The following is a 22,804-nucleotide window of genomic DNA, read 5'->3' as shown; positions in this document are numbered from 1 at the left end:
TTTAATCAAGCCCTAGCATAGGGTATAGCTGAATTTATTGCTAATCTCTCTTTCATGCCAGAGTTTGCTTATTTTTGCTTCGATGTAGTCCCTGCCCCCAAAGGAGCAGCGATTCATATTGCTGCTTTTACCCAAGCCCTAGCCCAATGGCATGGGCCTGTCCAATTCGTCAGTGTTTCACCCACTCCAGAGATAGCTCCCACCATAGAACGATGGCCGGGGGTCATTCATACTGCTTTCCCTGCCCATGGTAAGACATTGATTGACCGAGTGATCACGTTTCGGCAGCAGCTTGAGCAGTGGTTGGTCGGCCAACGATTTGATGTCATTCATGTGCGGTCGATGTATGAAGGATTCCCTATTGCCCAGCAAAAGTCAAAGTATTGTCAGACCCTGATTCTGGAAGTGAATGGCTTACCTTCTATTGAGTTGAAATATCGCTATCCACGGGTGGCTGATGATCGCGAACTGATGCATAAGCTGATGGCTCAAGAAGAGATTTGCCTAGAGCAAGCCGATCGAGTGATTACCGTTAGTACCGTCAATCGTGACTATTTAATTCAGCGCGGTGTCTCCCCAGACAAAATTCAGGTAATTGCCAACGGCGTCAATCTAGAACTCTTTTCCTATCAAGCCCCACAGATGGATCCTGAGAGCTTGCGTCTACTGTACTTTGGAACTTTATCTGCTTGGCAAGGGGTGGATTTGGCAATTGAAGCCTTAGGACTCTACTGTCGAAACTTTCCAGCTACTCTGACGATTGTGGGGCCAGCAAAGCCAAAGCAGGTAAAATCCCTGACTAAACTCGCCACTAAATTAGGCGTAGACAAGCGCCTGCACATTCTAAAACCGCTCTCCCAGCGAGATCTCTGTCAGCAGATGCATGAGGCAGATGTCATTCTTGCTCCTTTGAAACCCAACGATCGCAACTGTGTCCAAGGCTGTTGTCCGTTGAAAGTTCTAGAGGGGATGGCGTCTGGGACACCTGTAATTACGAGTGATCTCCCAGTTGTTCAAGCATTAGGGATATCTGATACCCATTTTCTGGCGGTTCGTCCCGGATCTGCCAAAGCTATCAAAGATGGATTGCTTCGACTCAGAGCCAATCCAGAACTAGGGTTGAGGCTGTCTCAGGCTGCGCGATTACACATTGAGAACCACTACACTTGGCAGCATTCCACCCAAAAACTCATTGATTGTTATCAACGTCTAGACGGAGCCTGTCCCTGATGCAATGGGGAAGTGTTAGTAGATTTCTATTGAACATTCGTGCTGTCGTAGGTCAATCTAGGCCGCCCAAAACACAATAATTTGTCATTCTATTTAGTATCTGTTGAGGCTATAGTGATGGGGTAAGACGTACTCCTGAGAGCAGTACAGTGCCATGGAATAACTGCAAGCCTATGTTGTAGACTTTTCTATGCACAGGCAGTGTTCGCTATTTTGTTCTCTCATTAGTAGTTTGGTGAGTCTTTATTGTCCTCATTAATACACTCTTGCACTTGATGGCCAAGTTTTCAGACCTGTTTCTGGGGCCAGCGCTTTAGCTTTTGGTTAGCTAGGCGATCAGCAAAGATGTTTCTTCTAAAGGATTTTTTATGGATTTCACAATTGAGTGTGAACCGCGAAAGAGTGGTATAAACCCCAGGCAGCTACGCAGGGAAGGGCAAATTCCCGTGGTTCTCTATGGTCACAAAAAAGCGGAATCAGTCTCCTTGAGTCTGTCAGCTGTGCTGGCAGAAAAAATGTTGACTGCAGTGGAGGTCAATAATACCTTAGTCAAGGTCAACGTTCCTGAGCTCTCTCTCAACTGCCTCTCTCTTCTTCGTGATGTTCAAACTCATCCGTGGAAAGGAAATCTCTACCATCTAAGCTTTTTTGCCATTTCGGGACAAGATAGTGTAACGATTACAGCCCCATTGCATTTCAATGGCGAGCCTGTTGGTGTTAAGAACGAAAATGGCTCATTGGATACAGTGCTCACTTCATTAGAGTTGCAATGTGATCCAAAGAGCATTCCCGAATTTATTGAAGTGGATATTAGTGCGCTGAAGGTGGGAGATGCAATTCATGTCAAGGATCTAAGTTTGCCTAAAGGCGTCGTTTCCAGTGGGGAAGAAAATCGCATTGTGGTGTCTATCTTGCCCCCTGCTGGTCCTTCTAGTTCCGATGAAGAGACAAGTGCTGCAGACGAACCTACCACTGCAGACGAGTAATAACTCCCTTTAGAAACGAGTGGTGGCAGCCCTGTTTGACTATCCACAAAACAGGGCTGCCACCACTTGTGAGGTGAGATTTCAAAAAAAAGAGTCAGGCATTAGAGCGCTCGCATCAATTGTTCTAACTGCGTTCTTTCTTGTATCAAGGCATGGCGCGTTTGGACAAACTGACGGGCTCGTTGTCCCATCTGCTGACGCTCTTCTGCAGATAATGACAAACAGTCCAAAATAGCATCGTCCAAACGATGCAGCTGAGATCGCGGCAACAACCATCCCGTTTGCCCTGACTCAATTACCTCTGGGATGCCGCCCGCATCGCTAGCAATGCAGCAGCGTTCACAAGCCATTGCTTCTAGTAAAGCATTGGGCATTCCTTCCCATAAAGAGGGCTGTAGATAGACATCACAGAGATTCAAGTGCTGAACGATTCGCTCAGGTTCTGATATCTGGCCTGTGACAATCACCCGAGCTGCATGATCGGGATGATCGATGGCAAAAGTTTGTAGCAACGACTGGGCAGCAGAACGCAGCTCGCCAATAATCAATAGACAGGCTGGACGCTGTGCTCGAATCTGAGTGAGCGCCTGCAATAAAAATCGCTGACCTTTCTTTTCTCTCAGCTCTCCCGAAAAACCCAAAACGATTTCCTGGTCGGCAATGCCTAAGGTGTGGCGCAGGTCTTTCAGTTCGCCACCGGGCAGGGGATGAAAAACCTCGCAATCGAGGGTGTTGGGAAGAACGGTTATGTTAGTGCGATTGCCGCAGGCCGGTCGCAGGCCATCGCAAACCAGCTGCATCTTGTGGGCCATATCTTGGCTGACTGCGGTGAGAGTCGAGGCATGGGTGAGCGTCCACTGCAAGCGAGCAAAGTCTCCGGGAGGAAACAATTCTCGATCAATGTCATTCCCCCGCGCACTGACAATCGTTGGTATTTGATGTTGTCGGCCAAACCACACCCCTAAAAAACCGGCAGGGAATAAATAATGTCCCCATACGGCCTGAAACGGGGAAGCCTGGTGCAGACCCTCCAAAATATTGAGAGTATGGGGCATCGTGGCATCCCAATGGCGATATAACCCCAGCCGATAGACCTTGCCCAAACCCATCTGCTCTGCACTCACCTCACCCGGCTGGAGATAACGACTCCAGGTCACCACATCTACGGTGATGCCTAAGCTTTGCAGAGATGCAACAATCCGTCCTGCACTGCGGGATACACCTCCTATATCTGGGGGGAAACGTTCAGTTAGGAATAGCAAATGGGGCAAGCTCATAGTTCACAGCTTGCCATAACCCGATCCCTTTAGAGCAAGACGGTTTAGAGTTGATTGGCAGGATTATGCTCTGCAAATCTGGGCGTCAGGCAGTAAGGACAGTCCAACCACTCCGGTAAGAGCCCTGCATTGCAAACCAGACAGTTCAGTGCGGTCTTGCGCTTCGCTTTTAGCTCTGTTTTCAATCCACTATCGGAGAAGGTGACTCGTTCTACCTCTTCTAGGGACGTTGCGCCTTTTTCAACCAGATTCAGGCTGTAGGCTAGCAAGGTTTGCATCCCTTCTTCGACAGCTACTTCTTTGATGTGCTCTGTCGGGGCTCCTTCGGTAATTAGTCCCTTTAACTTTTCAGTTACCTGCATGACTTCATAGACCCCGCATCGCCCGGAGTAACCAATGCCAGCACAGGTGGGGCAAGCGTCTTCGGTGTTTGCCGTTGCCAAAATATCGTCTGACGTGGAGGTATTTGCTTTGTAAAAGGTGACCTCCGTTTTGGCGGAAGCCATTAACCCGAACTGAGCCAGCTTTTCTGGGGAAGGACGATAGGGAATCCGACAGTCTGGACAAAGGCGACGAACCAGTCGCTGGGCAACCACACCCAATAAGGACGCCGAGACCATAAACGGTTCCACATCCATCTCTGCCAAACGCACAATGGCGCTGGCTGCATCGTTGGTGTGCAAGGTCGTTAACACCAAGTGACCAGTTAACGCTGCCTCAATCGCCGTTTTTGCAGTTTCCTTGTCCCGAGTCTCACCCACAAGTAGGACATCCGGGTCTTGTCGCAGAAAGGCCCGCAGAATGGATGCGAAGTCCATGCCTTTTTCCCGCAGGACTTGAACTTGGGTAATTCCCTGCAGGGTATATTCAATGGGATCTTCAACGGTACTGATATTCACCTCAGGCGTATTACGCTCAGTCAAGGCTGAATATAGAGTCGTCGTTTTACCAGAACCGGTGGGGCCTGTAACCAAAATCAACCCAAACGGGCGAGCTACCATTTCCCGTACAATCTCAAGGCTGGCTTCATCGTCAATTAGGTTGTTGAGACCCAACTGCATGGCAGAGTTGTCTAAAATCCGCAAAACCACCTTCTCGCCATAGCGGCTGGGTAAGGTGCTGACTCGAAAGTCAACTTTGCGGCCTTGAAATAACCGAAGAATCCGGCCATCTTGGGGTAAACGCCGTTCCGCAATATCTAGGTTAGCGATGATCTTGAAACGAGAGACTAACGCGGGAGCAATGCGACGTGGTAGGGGTGCAAAAGCATTGTGCAGTAGGCCGTCTTTACGAAAGCGAACGCGCAAATTGTCTTCTTGCGGCTCAATATGAATATCAGAAATGTCGTTTTGCAACGCTTTTGCCAATATCTTATTGACCAAAGAAATGACGGGTGCCGCATTCTCATCTAGAAGGGCCTCATCGAGATTGATATCTGCATCATTGGTAGATAGATCTTCAATTCCTCCTAGGCGATCTAGATCATCTTCCAGTCCGTATTCGACGGGCAGATTTTCTTGGATGGTTGCCTGACGTTTGGCTTGAGCGTCTAAGAATTTGGCAATCAGCATTTGAAAGGTATCCAAATCCAGAACAACCCGCTGAAAGGTCATTCCATTGGAGCGCAGCAAATAGTCAACATCATCAATGGCACTGAGGTGATCTGGGTTGACCATCCCCAGCCGGACAACAGGTGGATCGACATCATCATTGCAGGCTAGGGGCAAAATCTGATAGCGACGACAATAGTCGAGGGGGATGACCGTGCGAATCAGTCGATCAATTTCGTCAAAGTCAACCTGGGTGAGCTCAGGATCGAGGCAATCCAGCCCATAGAGAATTTTGAGTTCAAATAGCTGCTGACGCTTAATCTGACGGAGAAGCCGGGGAGGCAAAGGTTTCCCCGTCATCTTCTGGAGAATCGCTAGTAGCGAGCGTCCCTTTCGCCGACTTTCATAAATCGCTTCTCGCAAGCGTGCTTGATCTACATAGCCACTCTTGATTAATTTTTCGTTTGAAGGAGAAAAATTGTTTCTAACGAGCAGTTCCCGCTTGGATGAGTTATTCTCCATGACTATAAAAATCTATAAAGTTAATTAAATGTGCAGATAAAAAAACGGTGTATTCCCAAATACTTTGGGTTATGGGGAAAATCCAAGGCTAATGCAGACTGAATCAGTCGTGACCTATCAATACCATATATATACTGGCCGAAACAATCGTAGAAATTTTGCTCCCAGGACAATCAATACCTCTCCTCGCACTGTTCTTGGGTAAATCAGCAGCATTTACAAAATTTTGATGATTTTTGTTGGTATGGATGGATTTTATCCTTGTTTCAATCGAGTGGGATTGAAAGAATAATTTTTGAGCTCAGGAAATATATCTACACGGATTTGAGCTGGGTCTGAAGGCATTAGCTGATTTTGTTACACTTACTACATCAGCCCTTCCCATCAGATTAGCTGAGTCATTTTTGCCCATTTGCAATCAATTTGGATCACTCCATTTATGTCTCCAACTGCGCTGCTTTCCCGAGAACTGCCGACCCTAGATTATTCTGCAACGCGCGATCGCTTTGACGATACCTGGCGATCGCCTTTGTCCACGCTATTGGGGTTAGGCCGAGCTGCTGGAGCCGACTTTGTGGAGTTTTTCCTAGAGCGGGTCAACTACATTAGTTGTCTCGCAGAAGAAGATGCCATCACTAGCATCTCTCCTCGACTGGTTGCGGGAGCGGGCGTACGCGTATTTTTGGGCAAGGGGGATTGCTACGTCAGCACCAATGATATGAGTTTTAAGGGCCTGAAATCGGCCTTAGAAAAAGCCCTCTCCATTTTGGGGTTAAACCTACCCAGTCCTCAGGCGTTTGTCCCTGAAATTAATTTAGATCTGCTGCGGGACTATGCCTCTACTAATGGCAAAGAGGCTTGGCTTGCCAACTGTAGCTCCATGCAGGAAATGGGCGATATTTTGCTGACTGCTAATGCCCAATTGGATAAAGATGCGAAGCATGTCCAATCTCGCCGAGCCACCTACTTCCGAGATTGGCAAGAGGTGCTAGTTGCCGCCAGTGATGGGGTGTTTGCTCGTGATATTCGTTTGACCCAATCTGTGGGCTATAGTTTGCTCTGTGCCGAAGGGAGTGACCGCGCTTCCATTAATAAGCGAGTCGGTGCCACCAATAATCCCAACTTTCTCCGTTCTTGGCAATATGCAGGAGATTCAGCAGAAGTTTCAGAATCTGCAGGCCAAATGCTTCATGCAGACTATGTGGAGTCTGGTAATTACCCGATCATTATGGCTAATGAGTTTGGCGGGGTGATCTTCCATGAAGCTTGTGGTCATTTGTTAGAGACAACCCAAATTGAGCGCCAGACGAGCCCTTTCTCGGATATGAAAGGTCAAAAAATCGCCCATGAGAACCTGACGGCCTGGGATGAAGGTTTATCTCCCAATGCCTTTGGTTCCATTGATATGGACGATGAAGGTATGCCAGTGCAGCGCACTCTACTGATTGAGAATGGCATCCTCAAAAACTTCCTATCTGACCGAGCGGGCTGTATCCGTACGGGCCACCCTCGCACTGGCAGTGGTCGTCGGCAGAGCTATACCCATGCTGCAGCGAGCCGCATGCGAAATACCTATATTGCCCCGGGTAATTTCACCAATGATGATTTATTTAACTCGGTAGAAAAGGGCATTTATTGCAAAAAGATGGGCGGCGGCAGCGTCGGTCCGACTGGAGAGTTTAACTTTGGTGTGGATGAAGCCTATCTGATTGAGAATGGCAAAATCACCAAGCCGCTCAAGGGCGCAACTTTGATTGGGGAAGCCAAGGAAATTATGAAGCGAATTTCCATGTCTTCCCAGGATTTGGGCTTAGCGGCAGGATTCTGCGGTTCCATTAGTGGCAGTATTTACGTCACGGTGGGACAACCCCATATCAAGGTGGATGAGATTACGGTGGGTGGTCGCTAAAGCATCACTACAGACCTCTTAAGAGATTGCACCTAAAAATTCAAGAATAATACACCTAAAAAATAGGAGAACCCGTTAGCGTGTCTGATGTTGCTACCATCGCTGCGATCGCAAAAGAAAAAGCCCAATCCCTAGGCATCCAAAAATTTGATGTCTGTGGGTCTACGGTGGATGAAGCCAGCGTTCAAGTTGACCAAGGCGAACCCAAACAGGTCAAAGCCTCCAAGCGTTCTAGCGTCATGGTTCGAGTTTGGAATGAAGCCAATACCGTGGGGGTCACCACCACAAGCGAAGTCGATGAACTGGGACTAGAATTGGCGCTCAAAACAGCCCAAGAAGCCAGTGCCTTTGGTGCGAAAGAGCATGTGCCTGATTTCAGCCCAGAAGCGACTTCAGACCTAGAGGCACCTCAATCTAAACTGGTGCCCCAAGCGGAAATCGCTACTCTGATTGATAACCTAGTGCAGACGGAAGCTAAGTTGATGGCAGCCCATGATGCGATCGCAGGTGTTCCTTACAATGGCTTAGCCCAGCGAGATGCCCAACGGTTCTACCTCAACAGTGAGGGTGCCATGCGGCAAGAGGCCCGTTCTTCCAGTTCGATTTATCTCTATAGCAAAACTGAACAGGAAGGCAGACGTCCCCGTAGCGCGGGTGCTTACCGGGTGAGTCAAGGCCTCAAGCAGCTCGACATTAAAGGTTGTCTGCAAGAAACCGCAGAAAAGACTATCAGTCACCTCAACTATCAGCCGATTACCTCTGGGAAATATCGCGTTGTCTTATCTGCTGAAGCTTTTCTCAGTTTGCTGGGTGCTTTCTCTAACCTGTTCAATGCTCAAAGCGTGCTCGACAATCGCAGCCTATCCACGGTTGAATCCTTAGGCACAGAAATTGCATCATCCCTGCTCTCCGTTGCCGATGATGCCCTCCACGCTGACAACGTGGGTAAAACCACCTTTGATGATGAAGGAACCCCCACCCGACGAATTCCCATTATCGATCAAGGGGTGCTCACGAATTTCCTCCATAGTTCAGGCACGGCTAAACGTCTCGATGCTCAGCCCACGGGTCATGCCAATCTAGGGGCAAAGGTCTCTGTGGGACCTCATTTCTACCATGTGTTTTCTACCAGTACACCTGAGCAAACCTACAGCTTAGAAACCGCCGAAAATGTAGTCTTTATTGATGATGTTCAAGCCCTTCATGCTGGGGTAAAAGCGCTTCAAGGCTCTTTCTCTCTGCCTTTTGATGGCTGGCTGGTTACCAATGGGAAGCGGGTCAGTGTTGAATCTGCCACTGTTGCCGGAGACTTCCGAGAACTGCTCAAATCGATTATCTATATCGAATCTGAGGCAGAACTCACACCTGGTGGCATCTGCCCCAGAATCTGGGTGGATGAGTTATCTATTACAGGTGAATAGGCAGTTAAAAACTAATCACGCTCCGAATTGATTCCCCTTTATGCATCAAGTCAAAAGCAGTGTTGATTTGGTCTAGAGGCATAGTGTGGGTGACCAGGGAATCAATATCGATTTTGCCATCCATATACCAATCGACAATCTTAGGGACATCGGTGCGTCCTTTTGCGCCCCCAAAGGCCGTACCTTTCCAGACCCGTCCCGTCACAAGTTGAAAGGGACGGGTGCTAATTTCTTGGCCCGCACCTGCAACCCCAATAATGATGCTTTCTCCCCAACCCTTATGGCAGCATTCCAGAGCTTGGCGCATTACCTCGATGTTGCCAATACATTCAAAGCTATAGTCAGCCCCGCCTTTCGTTAGCTCGACGAGATAGGGGACTAAATCTCCTTCCACCTCTTTGGGATTAACGAAATGGGTCATGCCCAATTTTTCCGCTAGGGGCCGCTTGGCGGGATTGAGATCGACCCCAACAATCATATTGGCTCCCACTAGACGAGCAGCTTGAATCACGTTCAGACCAATGCCCCCTAAACCAAAGACAACCACGTTGGCCCCCGGCTCCACTTTGGCTGTATTGATGACCGCTCCGATGCCTGTTGTTACCCCACAACCAATCAAACAGACCTTATCAAAGGGGGCATCTTCACGAATTTTGGCCAGAGAAATTTCAGGCACCACCGTATAGTTGGCAAAGGTGGAGGTACCCATATAGTGAAATAACTTGTCACTACCCAGGGAAAAGCGACTAGAGCCATTCGGCATTACCCCTTTGCCTTGGGTTGAACGAATGGCCTGACATAAGTTGGTCTTGCCGCTCAAGCAATATTCGCAAGCTCGGCACTCCGGCACATACAGCGGAATGACATGATCACCAGGCTTGAGAGATTTAACGTCAGGTCCGACTTCTGCGACGATTCCTGCTCCTTCATGGCCCAAGATGGCAGGGAACAAGCCTTCTGGATCAGCACCAGACAAGGTATAAGCATCTGTATGGCAAACCCCTGTAGCCTTTATCTCTACCAAGACTTCCCCAGCTTTGGGGCCTTCTAAATCTACTGTCTCAATGGTGAGGGGCTGTCCGGCTGCATGGGCCACCGCTGCTTTGACCTTCATCTCAGATCTCCTAAGGGGTACGCGCTTTTTACTATACGCGCTCTCAGATTCAGTCGATCAACAGGTTTACAAGTTTTACCAAGACCGATTAGATGTAGGACGAGACATCTTCTTTACAGTCATCAGCAAGATAAGACAGGGCCTTAAACCGCAAGCCTACGAGCTGTTCATAGAGGGGGTTGAGTTTGCACATGGGGGGAATATGGACCACCTTCTTGCCAAATAAGGTGATATCCCGTTCAAATGGGCATTGGGAAGGAATCATTTTGCACAGGAACCGGGCCACTTCGGGGTCTTGAATATCCAAACCATCCAGCCATTGGCGAACAGGCTTGAGGGGATCGCGAGGTTGCTTTTCAGTGGGTTTCGGTGCGCCACCTATGGCTTCGCCATCTAAGGTGAGGCGTAGAGAGTCAACGGCCGTGAGCTGGACTCGTAGAGCCTGGGCAAAGGTTTCCAGGACTTGGTCTTCAGAACTGGAATACACCCCATCGGCAAGGGCCACCATCACTGCAGTCCGCAAAAAGTTTTCTGCAACTTTGGGATTATCGCCTAAGCCATCGGCCAGCTCTTCTGGGGAAATGGGCTTAAAGGAATCGTTCTCTAGGTCCGGCGTCAGTTCATTTGCCACTACTTCCTCAATCAGTGACTGTTCCTGAGGATCAAACTTGCCATCAGACCAGGCAATGGTCATCAGGCCTCGGAGCCAAGTAGAGGTCTGATCCGCTGTGAAAGTAGATTGTGAGCTAGTTGTCATAACGTTTCCCAGAAGTAGGTCACCAAATGATTCAGTGGAAAGTGCCGCTGCTCACTGATTGTAACCTTTGCGCACAAAGGATGCTCGCTGTTCCTGATGCTCTCCTGGTAAGTTTGAATGGGGGCACTAGATCTTAGAACAGCTCACTTAGGCATTTTTCCATGGCGCGTAAGCCAACCTTAACCTACGATCGCGGCACGTTAATTTTGCATCCCCCGCCGAAGGGCAAAGATTGGCTGGATTTCGCGACCTGGGATGATCGCGTGGAACGGTTTCGGGTGCCAGCAATTGAGTACCGATCCTTGCTGACGGCTACACAAATCACCGATCCACGTCTGGTAGATCAAGCTAAATCCTACGAGACTTTGGAGCTGACTCCTAGTCTACAAATGGAGCCCTATCGTCATCAGCAGGAGGCTCTAGATGCTTGGCAGCAGGAACGTCGAGGGGTCGTTGTCTTACCGACAGCAGCGGGTAAAACCTATTTAGCTCAGCTTGTGATTCAGGCTACTCAACGCAGTACTTTAATCACCGTCCCGACGCTGGATTTAATGCATCAGTGGTATGCCCATTTGGTTGCCGCTTTCCCCGATGCGGAGATCGGCTTGTTAGGCGGTGGTTCACGAGATCGTACCCCAATACTCATTTCCACTTACGACAGTGCCGCTATCCAAGCTGAAAATTTGGGCAATCGCTATGGTCTACTCGTTTTCGATGAATGCCACCATTTACCTAGTAGCTTTAATCGGGTGATTGCTGAATATGCCATTGCCCCTTATCGGTTGGGACTCACGGCAACCCCAGAGCGGAGTGATGGTAAGCATGAAGATTTAGATAGCCTGATTGGCCCCACGGTCTATCGCCGTTCTGCAGAAGAGCTGTCTGGTGTCGCCTTAGCCAAACATAGAACGGTCCAAATTCAGGTCAAGCTTTCTGCCCAAGAACGAGAACGATACGATGAGCTGATTCAAACTCGCAACCAGTTTCTTCAATCTGCCCATATTTTTCTGGGAAGCTTAAAAGGTTGGCAGCAGTTTGTGCGGGAGAGTGCTCGCTCCAAAGCAGGGCGGAGAGCTATGTTGGCCCATCGTCAGGCCCGTGCGATCGCATTCGGTACTGAAGGCAAACTCCGCATCCTCGCTGATCTCTTAGCCCAGCACCATCCTGAACAAACGCTGATTTTTACCGACGATAATGCTACAGTCTATCGAGTTTCCCAAGATTTTTTAATCCCAGCCATTACCCATAAAACCCCTGTCAAAGAGCGCCATGATATTTTGCAACGGTTTCGCTCCGGTGATTACCCCACTCTAATTGCTTCTCGCGTCCTCAATGAAGGGGTAGACGTTCCAGAAGCGAGTATTGCCATTGTCCTCTCAGGAACAGGTTCAACCCGAGAATATGTGCAGCGCTTGGGGCGAGTGCTACGCAAAGGCAAAGATCCAGATAAATTGGCTTTACTGTATGAGGTGATTGCGGAGAATACCAGTGAAGAAAATACTGCGCGTCGTCGGCAACCTAAGAAAAGCAAACCTCAATTATCTGTAGTTCCCAAGCCATATGCGACCAATGATGTCCCAATCCCTCGGGCTGCGGAGAAGAAATCAGATGGGTCTCAATCTTCTGAGCATTGATGTGTGCTTTCCTAGCCCATGACTTAAGCTTTTTCTTTGCCTTGCTTCCTATGAGACTATAGGCACGACAAAGTGTTGCGGGAAAGTAGCAGATGAGATTGAAATATTTGGGTCAGGTTCTATGGGTTGGCCTACTGCTGATGTCATGCTCAGGCGGTCCAGACTCTGAGCCATTAGCAGATCAAACAGCCTCTCAGCCTGCTTTAAGCAAATCTGCAACGGGCAAAACTTTGGCCCAAGGAGACTTTGTTGGATCGGATCATGATACCAAGGGAAGCGCTACCCTCATCTCCAGTGATGGCAAGACTTTGCTTGAATTTGATCAAGCCTTTAAAACTGATCAAGGTCCTGATTTATTTGTATTGTTACACCAGGATGCGAAGCCAGAAACTTATAATCCAGACGACTATAAGGTGGTCAGTAAACTACAGAATACTCAAGGCTTACAACAGTATGAGATCCCTGCAGATGTAGATCTCGCCAAGTATCAGTCTGTTGCGATTTGGTGTAAGAAATTTAATGTTACGTTTGGCTATGCCCCATTAACCGATCAGCAAAGCCAGGGATAACCTTTATGTCACCCACCCTTATCAAATTAGCTGGATGGCTACCCGCCGTTATTATTCCCGCTGCTACTATCATTCAATTGACCACCATCTTTAAAGATCGGTCAACGCAAGGCGTGAGTTGGTTGACTTGGTTCCTATTTGGAGTCGCCAACATTGGCCTTTATATTTACACAGAAAAATATACAGCCTTACAATCAATCGTTGGTTTATTGGGCTCAGCAGTTCTCGACTTTCTGATTGCTGGGTTAGCCATTGCTAGTTTTGGTGTGTCAAAAGATTCGGCTCAATCTACCGAGTAGTCCAGCTGGCTCTTTCAATGCCGTGGATATTTGTGCGTTTAGGGAATTCGCCCGGTTTCTTTCCTACCAAATTTTGTAGCTGGCATCTGCTGTTATTAACAATTCAAACAGTTGCCTTTAGTGGGGCTGACATTAGCCCCAGTTAGTATTGTGAATTTTCTCTCAATTAAAATCCCCCCTCAACGCTAGGTTGAGGGGGGATTAATCTACTTATCGTAGCTATGCTAGCTGGTCTTTAGCCGAGAGGAGCTGTCGCACCAATCACAAAAGCACCGTAGGTAACAAAATAGCCGACCGCAAAGTGAACTAAGCCAACTAAGCGACCTTGAACGATAGATAGAGCAACAGGCTTGTCTTTCCACATCACCAAGTTGGCGAGGGGAGTACGCTGGTGAGCCCAAACGAGAGTCTCAATCAGCTCTTGCCAGTAACCTCTCCAGGAGATCAAGAACAAGAAGCCAGTAGCCCAGCACAGGTGACCTAAGAGGAAGATCCATGCCCAGACCGACAGGCTATTCACACCGAAAGGTGTATAACCATTAATCAATTGAGCAGAATAACCCCAGAGATAATCTCTCAGCCATCCCATTAGGTAGGTTGAGTCATTATTGAACTGAGCTAGGTTGCCGGACCAAACACTTAACTGTTTCCAGTTGAAGTAGAAGGTCACCCAACCAATGGTGTTGAGCATCCAGAATGTAGCCAAGTAGAAGGAGTCCCAAGCGGAAATATCGCAAGTGCCGCCTCTACCAGGACCATCACAAGGAAAGCTGTATCCAAAGTCTTTCTTGTCGGGCATAAGCTTAGAGCCACGGGCATCTAAGCAGCCTTTAACACAAATCAAGACGGTTACATGAATACTGAAAGCAATACCATGGTGGACTAGAAAGTCTCCAGGGCCGATATTCAAGAACGGCGTACCAGAACCATTCACAGCATCCAGCCAGCCGGGGAGCCATACATCTCCGTAATTAGGCCAGGCAGTAGAAGCAATACTCTGAGGATTAGACAATAAATTGTCTAGACCCAATAGAAGCTTGCCGTGACATGCTTGTACCCATTCAGCAAAAATAGGCTCAGGTAGAATTTGCTTCTCAGGTGTGCCGAAAGCAACAACCACGTCGTTATGGACATACAAGTCTAGAGTATGGAAACCCAAGAACATTGATACCCAAGACAAGTGGGAAATAATAGCTTCTTTGTGCTCAAGCAGTCTGGAAAGAGCATTTCCTTTGTTGCGCTCAGGATCATAATCCCGAACGAAGAAGATGCCACCGTGTGCATAAGCACCTAGAGCTAGGAATCCACCGATGTATTGGTGGTGAGTGTATAGCGCAGCCTGAGTCACATAGTCTTGCGAGATAAACGCATAAGACGGCAACGAGTACATGTGCTGAGCAACAACCTCAGTGATGACTCCTAACGCAGCCAAGTGGAAGGCTAGCTGGAAGTGGAGTGACTCGTTGTAAGTGTCATACAGACCTTCAAGAGTTGCACCATACCAAGGATCTCTATGAGCATCCATGATCTCTTTCATGCTGTGGCCGATACCAAACTGAGTTCGGTACATATGACCCGCAACAATGTAGAGAACAGCGATTGCCAAATGATGGTGGGCAATATCTGTTAGCCACAGAGCTTCAGTTTGAGGATGGAAGCCACCCACAAATGTGAGAATAGCGGTTCCTGCACCTTCACTGGTACCAAAAAGATGACCAGTTGTATCAGGGTTTTGAGCATATACTGCCCAACGACCGGTGAAGAAAGGCGCTAAACCAGCAGGGTGAGGCATGGTTGACAGGAAGTTATCCCAACCCACGTGCTGACCCCGAGCTTCGGGAATAGCAACGTGAATCAAGTGACCTGTCCAACCCAAAGAGCTAGCACCAAAAAGAACTGCCAAGTGGTGGTTCATTTGGGATTCAGCATCTCTAAACCAAGCTAAGCTAGGTCGAAATTTGGGTTGTAGGTGAAGCCAACCTGCAAATAGCATGACTGCAGCGACAACCATCAAGAAGATGGAGCCACTGTAGAGATCTCCATTGGTACGCATACCAATGGTGTACCACCAGTGGTAAACACCGGAGTAACAAAGATCAACTGGGCCAGAAGCACCAGCTTGAGTGAAAGCCTGAGTTGCAGCATCACCCAGATGAGGGTCCCAAATCGCGTGGGCGATGGGACGAACGGTTAGTGGATCTTGGATCCACTGTTCAAAGTTGCCTTGCCAGGCGACGTGGAAAAGCAGACCTGCAGTCCAGAGGAAAATGATAGAAAGATGACCGAAGTGAGTTGCGAAAATCTTTTGGTAAAGATTTTCTTCCGTCATTCCGTCATGAGTTTCAAAGTCATGAACCGTAGCAATTCCGTACCAGATCCGACGAGTTGTTGGATCTTGGGCAAGGTCTTGGCTAAAACTTGGAAATTTAGTAGCCATGAGTTTTCAAAGTCCTCCTTGCCTATCCTAATGCGAGAATTCGAGCTAGATAGAAGGACCAAGAGGTCACAATTCCACCTAAGAGGTAATGGCCAAGCCCAACTGCACGACCTTGAGTAATACTCATGGCGCGAGGTTGGATAGCTGGGGCAATCTTTAATTTGCTGTGAGCCCAAACAATAGACTCAATCAGCTCTTGCCAATAGCCACGACCACTGAACAAGAACATCAGGCTGAAAGCCCAGATAAAGTGGGCACCTAGGAAGAGAATTCCGTAGGCAGATAGGGCAGAACCATAGGAGTTAATCACCTGAACCGATTGGGCCCACAAGAAATCTCGCAACCAACCATTAATGGTGATTGAAGACTGTGCCCAGTTGCCTGCTGTCAGGTAATTTATTCCACCGCTTGCATTGGCGGTACCCCAGACATCCGATTGCATTTTCCAGAAGAAGTGGAAGTTGACAATCGAAATACAGTTGTACATCCAGAACAGACCCAAGAACACATGGTCCCAACCTGAAGATTGGCAAGTACCACCACGACCTGGTCCGTCGCAAGGGAATCTGAAGCCCAAGCTAGCTTTGTCTGGAATCAGACGAGAGCTACGAGCGTAGAGAACCCCTTTGAGGAGGATGAGAACGGTAACGTGAATCTGGAATGCGTGAATGTGGTGAATCATGAAGTCAGCAGTTCCCAAGGAAACATGCTGCATGGCAACTTTGCCACCGACAAACATGGGATCGCCACCCCAAGCTAAGCTAGTTGCGCCTTCAGCAAGGGGAGCTCGAATCGTTCCAGCTACGTTTGCCTGCAGGTTTTGAACCCATTGAGCAAAGATAGGCTGAAGCTGAATTGCTGTATCAGAGAACATGTCCTGAGGACGTCCCAAAGAACGCATTTCATCGTTGTGGATGTATAGGTCGAAGGAATGGAATCCTAAGAACAAACAGACCCAGTTGAGATGAGCAATGATCGTATCTCTGTGACGAAGCATGCGATCCAGAACATTGTTCTGGTTCATGGCGGGATCATAATCTCGCACCATGAAGATAGCAGCGTGAGCTGCACCACCCACAATGTAGAAACCGCCTAACCACATGTGATGAACAAACAGATTCAACTGAGTTGCATAATCTGTTGCCAAATATGGATAAGGAGGCATTGCGTACATGTGATGGGCACAAACAATGCTGAAAGAACCCCAACATGCGAGGTTAATGGCTAGCTGAGCATGCCAAGAAGTGGTTAAGACATCATAGAGACCTTTATGGCCTTCACCTGTGAAGGGTCCTTTATGGGCATCCATGATTTCTCTCATGTGATGGCCAATGCCCCAGTTAGTCCGGTACATGTGACCAGCAATGATGTACATCACAGCTAGAGCCAAGTGGTGGTGAGCGATATCCGTCATCCATAACCCACCAGTTTGTGGATCAAGTCCACCTTTGAAGGTTAAGAAATCAGAGTACACACCCCAATTCAGCGTAAAGAAAGGCGTTAGCCCTTGGGCAAAACTTGGATACAAATCGGCCATAAAGGCTTTATCCAGAAGATATTCATGCGGAATCGGAATATCTTCTGGCGCCATGCCAGAATCCAACATTTTGTTGATAGGCAAAGCAACGTGGATCAGGTGACCGGTCCAAGCTAAGTTACCTAAGCCGAGCAAATTGATGAGGTGACCACCAATGGTTGCTTCAGCATTTTGGAACCACTCCAACTTTGGAGCCTTCTTGTGGTAGTGGAAGTAACCGGCATACATGGTTACTGCAGCTGCTACCAAGGCACCAATAGAGGTGGAGTAAAGTTCGATGGGAGCTGTCATTCCAGCTCCACGCAATATATGGAAAAGGCCAGAGGTAATCTGGATTCCGTGGAATCCATTACCTACATCTGCATTTAAAATATCTTGACCAACAATGGGCCAAACTACGTGAGCACTGGGTTTGTTGCCAAGTGGATCGGCTAACCAAGCGTAGTAGTTAGAAAAACGAGCAGCGTGGAAGATCATCCCGCTGATCCACACAAAAACAATTGCTAAGTGTCCGAAATGGGCACTAAAGATTTTGCGGGAAATTTCTTCCAGGTCGTTAGTTTGTGTATCGAAGTCATGAGCTAGAGCGTGAAGGTTCCAAATCCAAGTTGTGGTTTGGGGACCCTTCGACAGACTCTTGTTAAAGTGACCTGGTTTACCCGCGACTTCTAAAGAAGCTTTGACGGGGTTGATGTCAACTTCAGCTGTTCTGCCTTTCGTCTCTGGCCCACCTGGGCTATTTGTCATTGAGACTCTCCTCTCTTTGGACAAGCAAGGAATGAGCATCCTCACCAGATAGCAGTGTCATTCCTAGAGAATGGCGCTGATGCTATGCAAAAAATACATATAAATCAGCAAAATCGCTTTAAGTATAAAGACTTCAAAGCTTTTTAATAAAACCGCCACCTTAGGTTTACATTTCGCTAGCAACAGACAAATCTCTTTAAATGACAGAGTGCTGAAGCAGCAGTGGAAAGCCATCTGGAATGGAGTTCTCAATTGTGAATTATAGAAGGCTGACAGGACTTTTTCCGGTAATTAACAATAATTAAGGTGCCTAGGATGGGTAGGAATCACACGATCAAAGATGAGTAAAAAAACTTATATGGTTATAAATATTCAAAATGCGTGATAAAAATTTACTCTTTTGCCTTTTTCTGCTGTTAAATCACTGATTTAAAGGTAGTGGTGAATCGCTCTATGAATTCTGAATTCCTTTGTTTTCAAGTCTTTTGTCGGTTTTTTGCGACTTGAAACACGCCATTGAAAGAAGTCGATACATGGACCCAAAAGATATCTATCTTTAGAGGTTAATGCGTGTTATTTATAAGAAATTCTTATGTTTCTATTTGTAGATTCTTATGGGTTGTTGACGGGGGGCAAGCTTCACATTTCATCAATTAGTGCGAGGCTTTTCCGGTATAGTTCCCCTAGAGAAAGATTTTCACAATCACTATAAATAAGTATTTCTAGGTATTTAGTATGCGATGTCGGCAGACAATAGTCGGGTGGCTGGGTAGTTTCACGCTTATATGTTTCATCGCGGGGCTCAGCTTATCTATTGCTCCCCCTGTCTTGTCAGCGCCTTCCCGCCAATTCTCACAAGTCACCGATATTGTTGAAGTGTCGCCGCCTGAAACGATTCAAAAGTTGCGATCCAAGATGGATCGGTATCAGCCTCAGGTGAAAATCCTCAGCCCTGCTGCTGATCAGCTGCTTAAAGATGATTCTGTTTCGGTCCGTTTCGATGTTAAAGATTTACCTCTATTTAAGGATGCAAAGCTAGACCTGGGACCTCACCTCAATGTTCTCCTAGATAATCAGCCTGCTCAAGAAGTTTATGACCTGAATCAGCCCTTAGTTTTTAAAGACTTAGCACCGGGAACTCATACGATTCGGGCAGTGGCCACTCGCCCTTGGTCTGAAAGCTTCAAAAATTCTAGTGCCTTTGCCCAAACGACTTTTCATGTGTTTACCAAGACTGAAGAGAATAATCCTTCAACCGATGAGCCGTTGCTCACTTACGGGCAACCCCAAGGTGTTTTTGGCACAGATACTGTACTGATTGATTTTTTCTTGAGTAACGTGCTTGAAAAAGACTCTAATTCAAGGAATTGGCAAGCTCAGATATCTGTGAATGGTTCTAAGTTTCATATTGATGAATGGCAACCTTTTTATGTTCAAGGTCTAAAGCCTGGTAAGAACTGGGTGCAGATGCAATTAATGGATCGGCAGGGTCGCAAAATAGAGAATGCCTTTAATGACACCATTCGAATTGTTGAGCTCACAGAAAACGGTAACGATACCCTCTCCCAGATCATCAGAGGTGATTTATCCGCGCTGGATGCAGGGGGGATTGTTGATTCTAACTACAAACGACCTCAACCTCCTGTTAAGCCAGCGCCTAGTCCTGCTCCAGTCTTAACCCCTGCGCCTAAAGCAGCTAAACCTTCAAAGACAGAAACACCCAAATCTGAGCCAGTTCCAGCGCCAGTGCTAAAACAGCCTGCAGCTACCCCAAAGCCTAAGGTAACGACAGCACCTGCACCCAAGCCTACTCCCGCGAAATCGGTTGCTCCAACGAAGTCAGCAGAAACAAAATCACCAGAGACTCAGAAGCAGCCTGATAAACCCGCTAAACCCACTGCTCCAGCACAGAAAGTTCAGAAGTCTGCCGATCAAACTAAAGGAAAAGCAAGTTCCTCGGCTCCTTCTTCTGTCCGCATACCTATTAAAGAAGATGCACCGGTTAAAGCTAAAGAAACAGAGCCTGGTAAATCTGCACCTGCTCTGACGAAGCCACGGGACTCTGGCGCCAAAGCGGAGAAGAAGCCTTTAACACCAGAGCCGAAACAGAAAGCTGCACCTCCATCTGTTCCAAAGCAGCCTCAACCCAAGCCAGCTGAAAAGTCTCCAGTTATTAAGAAAACCGCACCAAAATCTTCAGAGAAATCCGTATCGTCGAAAGTAGACACCTCTTCTAAGTCAACAGCTAAAACTGCGGTTCCCAGACAAGAAACCTCTAAAGTCTCTCCGACGCCAGCAGCGAAAGCTCCGGCTCCAGAACCTGTTAAAGAGAAGTCACAAGTACGTCCGAACCGATCTGAGCAACTTAAATCTGCTCAGAAAGATGAAGAGTCTACGCTGACAACGACCTTTACCAAGTTTTGGCAACAGGTGCGACCTGCTCAGGAATCGGCTAAACCCTCAACATCAACTATTGGGGAGAAATCACCAGCCAAAGGAGCAGAGCCGAAGCCCGCACCCAGTTCTATAACTCCTAAGAAAGAAGAGTCCAAGCCAGCACCTAAGTCTACAGCTCCTAAGCCAATAGCTCCTAAGCCTGTAGAGTCCAAGCCGACTCCAAATCTTAGTGCACCATCCAGTAAGCAGCCCACTACATCCCCTAAAAAAGTGCAGCCTAGTCCTCGCTCAACGAATCAACGAGGAACACCTACCAAAGCTAAGAACTCAACCACTCCTCCATCTCAAAAAGCACCAGCTAAGCCACAAGTCGCCCCTCCATCAAAGTCATCTTCCTCCCGGCTCCCAATTACCCAACAGCCTAAATCCTCTGCGGTGAAACCGAAGACTGCTGAATCGAGTCCAAAACCTGTAGTTATCAGTCCAGAGAAACCACAACCCAAAGCTCCCGTTCAAAAGTCTGGAGAGTCCAATACTTCTGTATTTTCTGGGTTCCGTGACCGATTGCAGCAGTTGCAAAAAAGTGCAGCACCAGCCGTTCAGAAGCCTAGCCCATCGAGTCCTTCACCTAACTCCGCCACCCCTCCCAGTTCAGTTAAGTCCAGCGCAACACCAGAAAAGGCAACAGCCCCTGCTAAGACAACGACAAAGGCCAAGTCTACGACCAGTCCAAGTATTGATAAGCAGACTCGGAAGGAGGCGGCCAAATCTTCTGTGGAGTTTAAGGAGAAGTCCAAACCTTCAGCTTTATCTACTTTTCGCGATCGATGGCAGAAACAGAAGCAGCTGATGTCTCCTGAAGAGAAAGCTCAACTTCCAGCCAAGTCTGCTCCTAATAAAGCATCTACGACACGGGCTGTGCCAACGCCTCCTAGCCAGACTAAGGTCTCTCCTGCTAGACCGTCTTCACCTGTGAAGGCTGAACCCAAGAAATCTACTTCTCAAAGTTCAACACCTAAATCGTCGGTTGCCAAGCCTACAGCCAAGGAGCCTGTAAAAGCTAAGTCTGTTGAGTCCAAGCCAGCCGCAGCTAAATCAGCTCAGTCAGCTAAATCGAAGCAAGCAGATTCAGTCTTTTCGTCTTTGCGAGGTAAATGGCAGCAGCAGAAGCAGCTGATGACATCTGGACAGGAGGCTAAACCAGCACCAGTGAAACCTGCTTCTCCAGAAGCACCTAGTACGACCACTGCTGCGCCTCAATCTCCAAGTCAAAATAAAGTCGTTCCTGCGAGGCCGTTTTCAACTCCAGCGACACAGAAGAAACCCACTTCTCAAAGCGCAGCCCAGAAATCATTGAAATCTACTGCTAAGGAAACCGTAAAAGCTAAGCCTGTTGAGCCTAAGCCAGCCACAGATCAGCCAGCTAAATCGAAGCAAACAGATTCAGTCTTTTCTTCTTTGCGAGATAAATGGCAGCAGCAAAAACAACTGATGTCTCCTGCAGAGCAGGCCAGCCCCATTCTGGTAAAAACTGCCCCCAAGAAAGCGACGGGTGCGACTACTGCTACGCCTAAGCCTCCTAGCCAAAATAAGGTCTCTCCGGCGACGCCGTCTGCAACTCTGAAAACCGAACAGAAGAAGCCCGTTTCTCAACGCATACCCGCTAAATCTCCTCAGAAGCCATCACAACCTACAGCTAAGGAGCCTATAAAGCCTATTGAACCCAAGTCAGCAGCTCAATCAGGCCAGCAGAAGCAAGCCGATTCGGTCTTTTCATCCCTACGAAGTAGGTGGCAGCAACAACAGCAGCAAATCAAGAAGACTGAACTCAAAACGACTCCTGCAACTCCGAAACCAACGCAGCCCAAGGCAAGTCAGTCTTCGACAATCAAGCCCAATATTGCTACCCAGAAAGTATCTGAACAAGCTAAGCCTGCGGAGTCTTCTCGAACTCAAGGAAAGAGACGGCAGTGGTTTCAGCCTCCTGCTAATCAAAAGAAAGCTGTACCAGCACCGACTAATAGCCAAAAGCCATCCAGCCCGGCCCAGACTTCTTCAAAAGTTTCGCCGAGTCAGCCCAAGACACAGAGACCTAATGTAACGACTCCTTCTGCGTCATCATCGAGTCAGTCCAAAGTCTCTAGTTCTAGCCAGAGTGTCAAAAAGCCGGTTGAAGCTCTACCCAAGGCTCAAGTGCAGAAGTCAGAACCTCAGGTGTTTGACCCCGGCGATTACTATCGTCGTTTTTTCCCTGGTAAGACGACGAGTATTCCACCTGCACCGGCACCAGTAAATCCGTCTCCTAGTCCATAAGTGAGACCCGAATAGCTGAGATAGAGAATTCCTCAATTTCTAATTTAAAAGCGTAATACTGGGAGAGGCTTGAAGGATGCTGTGTTCACTCCCAGAGATCCTTCG

14 protein-coding genes are annotated in these 22,804 nt (G+C 48.0%); 8 read left to right on the top strand and 6 right to left on the bottom strand.

Translation table 11 applies throughout. The features are described from left to right. Positions 1-54 precede the first annotated feature (54 nt). A complete protein-coding gene (locus I1H34_RS23600) occupies positions 55-1,230 on the top strand; it encodes a glycosyltransferase family 4 protein (protein ID WP_212663330.1) in 1,176 nt (391 codons plus the stop codon). A gap of 368 nt (positions 1,231-1,598) precedes the next feature. Then, the gene (locus I1H34_RS23595) at positions 1,599-2,216 is read left to right on the top strand and encodes a 50S ribosomal protein L25/general stress protein Ctc (RefSeq protein WP_212663329.1); all 618 of its coding nucleotides are present in this window, start codon (positions 1,599-1,601) and stop codon (positions 2,214-2,216) included. 101 nt (positions 2,217-2,317) lie between these two features. Here I1H34_RS23595 and I1H34_RS23590 read toward each other — a convergent pair whose 3' ends face one another. After that, positions 2,318-3,493 carry a glycosyltransferase family 4 protein gene (locus I1H34_RS23590; RefSeq protein ID WP_212663328.1) on the bottom strand — a complete coding sequence of 392 codons (1,176 nt, stop codon included), beginning with the start codon at positions 3,491-3,493 and terminating at the stop codon, positions 2,318-2,320. A 44-nt stretch (positions 3,494-3,537) separates the two neighbouring features. Beyond that, the gene (locus I1H34_RS23585; protein ID WP_212663327.1) at positions 3,538-5,565 is read right to left on the bottom strand and encodes a GspE/PulE family protein; all 2,028 of its coding nucleotides are present in this window, start codon (positions 5,563-5,565) and stop codon (positions 3,538-3,540) included. Between the two features lie 439 nt (positions 5,566-6,004). On the opposite strand from I1H34_RS23585, the gene I1H34_RS23580 reads away from it, so the two are divergent. Both I1H34_RS23580 and I1H34_RS23575 read left to right on the top strand, forming a co-directional pair. Beyond that, entirely contained in the window at positions 6,005-7,474 is a 1,470-nt protein-coding gene (locus tag I1H34_RS23580) for a TldD/PmbA family protein (RefSeq protein WP_212663326.1), read from the top strand. An 80-nt stretch (positions 7,475-7,554) separates the two neighbouring features. Further along, positions 7,555-8,895, top strand: coding sequence for a TldD/PmbA family protein (locus I1H34_RS23575; RefSeq protein ID WP_212663325.1), 1,341 nt, complete (start codon positions 7,555-7,557; stop codon positions 8,893-8,895). 4 nt (positions 8,896-8,899) lie between these two features. Here the strand turns inward: I1H34_RS23575 and I1H34_RS23570 are convergent, their stop codons facing one another. Together I1H34_RS23570 and I1H34_RS23565 are read right to left on the bottom strand one after the other, a co-directional pair. Next, complete coding sequence (locus tag I1H34_RS23570; RefSeq protein WP_212663324.1) at positions 8,900-10,009, bottom strand: S-(hydroxymethyl)glutathione dehydrogenase/class III alcohol dehydrogenase; 1,110 nt, start codon at positions 10,007-10,009, stop codon at positions 8,900-8,902. Positions 10,010-10,097: 88 nt separating this feature from the next. After that, positions 10,098-10,766 carry a Mo-dependent nitrogenase C-terminal domain-containing protein gene (locus I1H34_RS23565; protein ID WP_212663323.1) on the bottom strand — a complete coding sequence of 223 codons (669 nt, stop codon included), beginning with the start codon at positions 10,764-10,766 and terminating at the stop codon, positions 10,098-10,100. A gap of 161 nt (positions 10,767-10,927) precedes the next feature. Between I1H34_RS23565 and I1H34_RS23560 the strand changes: the two genes are divergently transcribed. The 3 genes from I1H34_RS23560 to I1H34_RS23550 all read left to right on the top strand — a co-directional run bounded on the left by I1H34_RS23560 (position 10,928) and on the right by I1H34_RS23550 (position 13,268). Continuing rightward, entirely contained in the window at positions 10,928-12,400 is a 1,473-nt protein-coding gene (locus I1H34_RS23560) for a DEAD/DEAH box helicase (RefSeq protein WP_212663322.1), read from the top strand. Positions 12,401-12,492: 92 nt separating this feature from the next. After that, positions 12,493-12,969, top strand: coding sequence for a DM13 domain-containing protein (locus tag I1H34_RS23555; protein ID WP_212663321.1), 477 nt, complete (start codon positions 12,493-12,495; stop codon positions 12,967-12,969). A 5-nt stretch (positions 12,970-12,974) separates the two neighbouring features. Continuing rightward, entirely contained in the window at positions 12,975-13,268 is a 294-nt protein-coding gene (locus I1H34_RS23550) for a hypothetical protein (protein WP_212663320.1), read from the top strand. Between the two features lie 235 nt (positions 13,269-13,503). On the opposite strand, the gene psaB is transcribed toward I1H34_RS23550, so the two are convergent. Next, positions 13,504-15,705, bottom strand: coding sequence for a photosystem I core protein PsaB (gene psaB / locus I1H34_RS23545; RefSeq protein ID WP_212663319.1), 2,202 nt, complete (start codon positions 15,703-15,705; stop codon positions 13,504-13,506). A gap of 22 nt (positions 15,706-15,727) precedes the next feature. Then, a complete protein-coding gene (gene psaA / locus I1H34_RS23540) occupies positions 15,728-17,989 on the bottom strand; it encodes a photosystem I core protein PsaA (protein ID WP_212663318.1) in 2,262 nt (753 codons plus the stop codon). Between the two features lie 828 nt (positions 17,990-18,817). Here psaA and I1H34_RS23535 point away from each other — a divergent pair. After that, positions 18,818-22,699: a hypothetical protein gene (locus tag I1H34_RS23535; RefSeq protein ID WP_212663317.1), complete on the top strand. Its 3,882-nt coding sequence runs from the start codon at positions 18,818-18,820 to the stop codon at positions 22,697-22,699. Positions 22,700-22,804: the final 105 nt, after the last annotated feature.

This window comes from Acaryochloris marina S15 (assembly GCF_018336915.1).
Classification (GTDB): Bacteria; Cyanobacteriota; Cyanobacteriia; order Thermosynechococcales; family Thermosynechococcaceae; genus Acaryochloris; species Acaryochloris marina_A.
The sequence above is the reverse complement of the archived record's forward strand: the minus strand, read 5'-3'. Positions and strand labels throughout refer to the sequence as shown.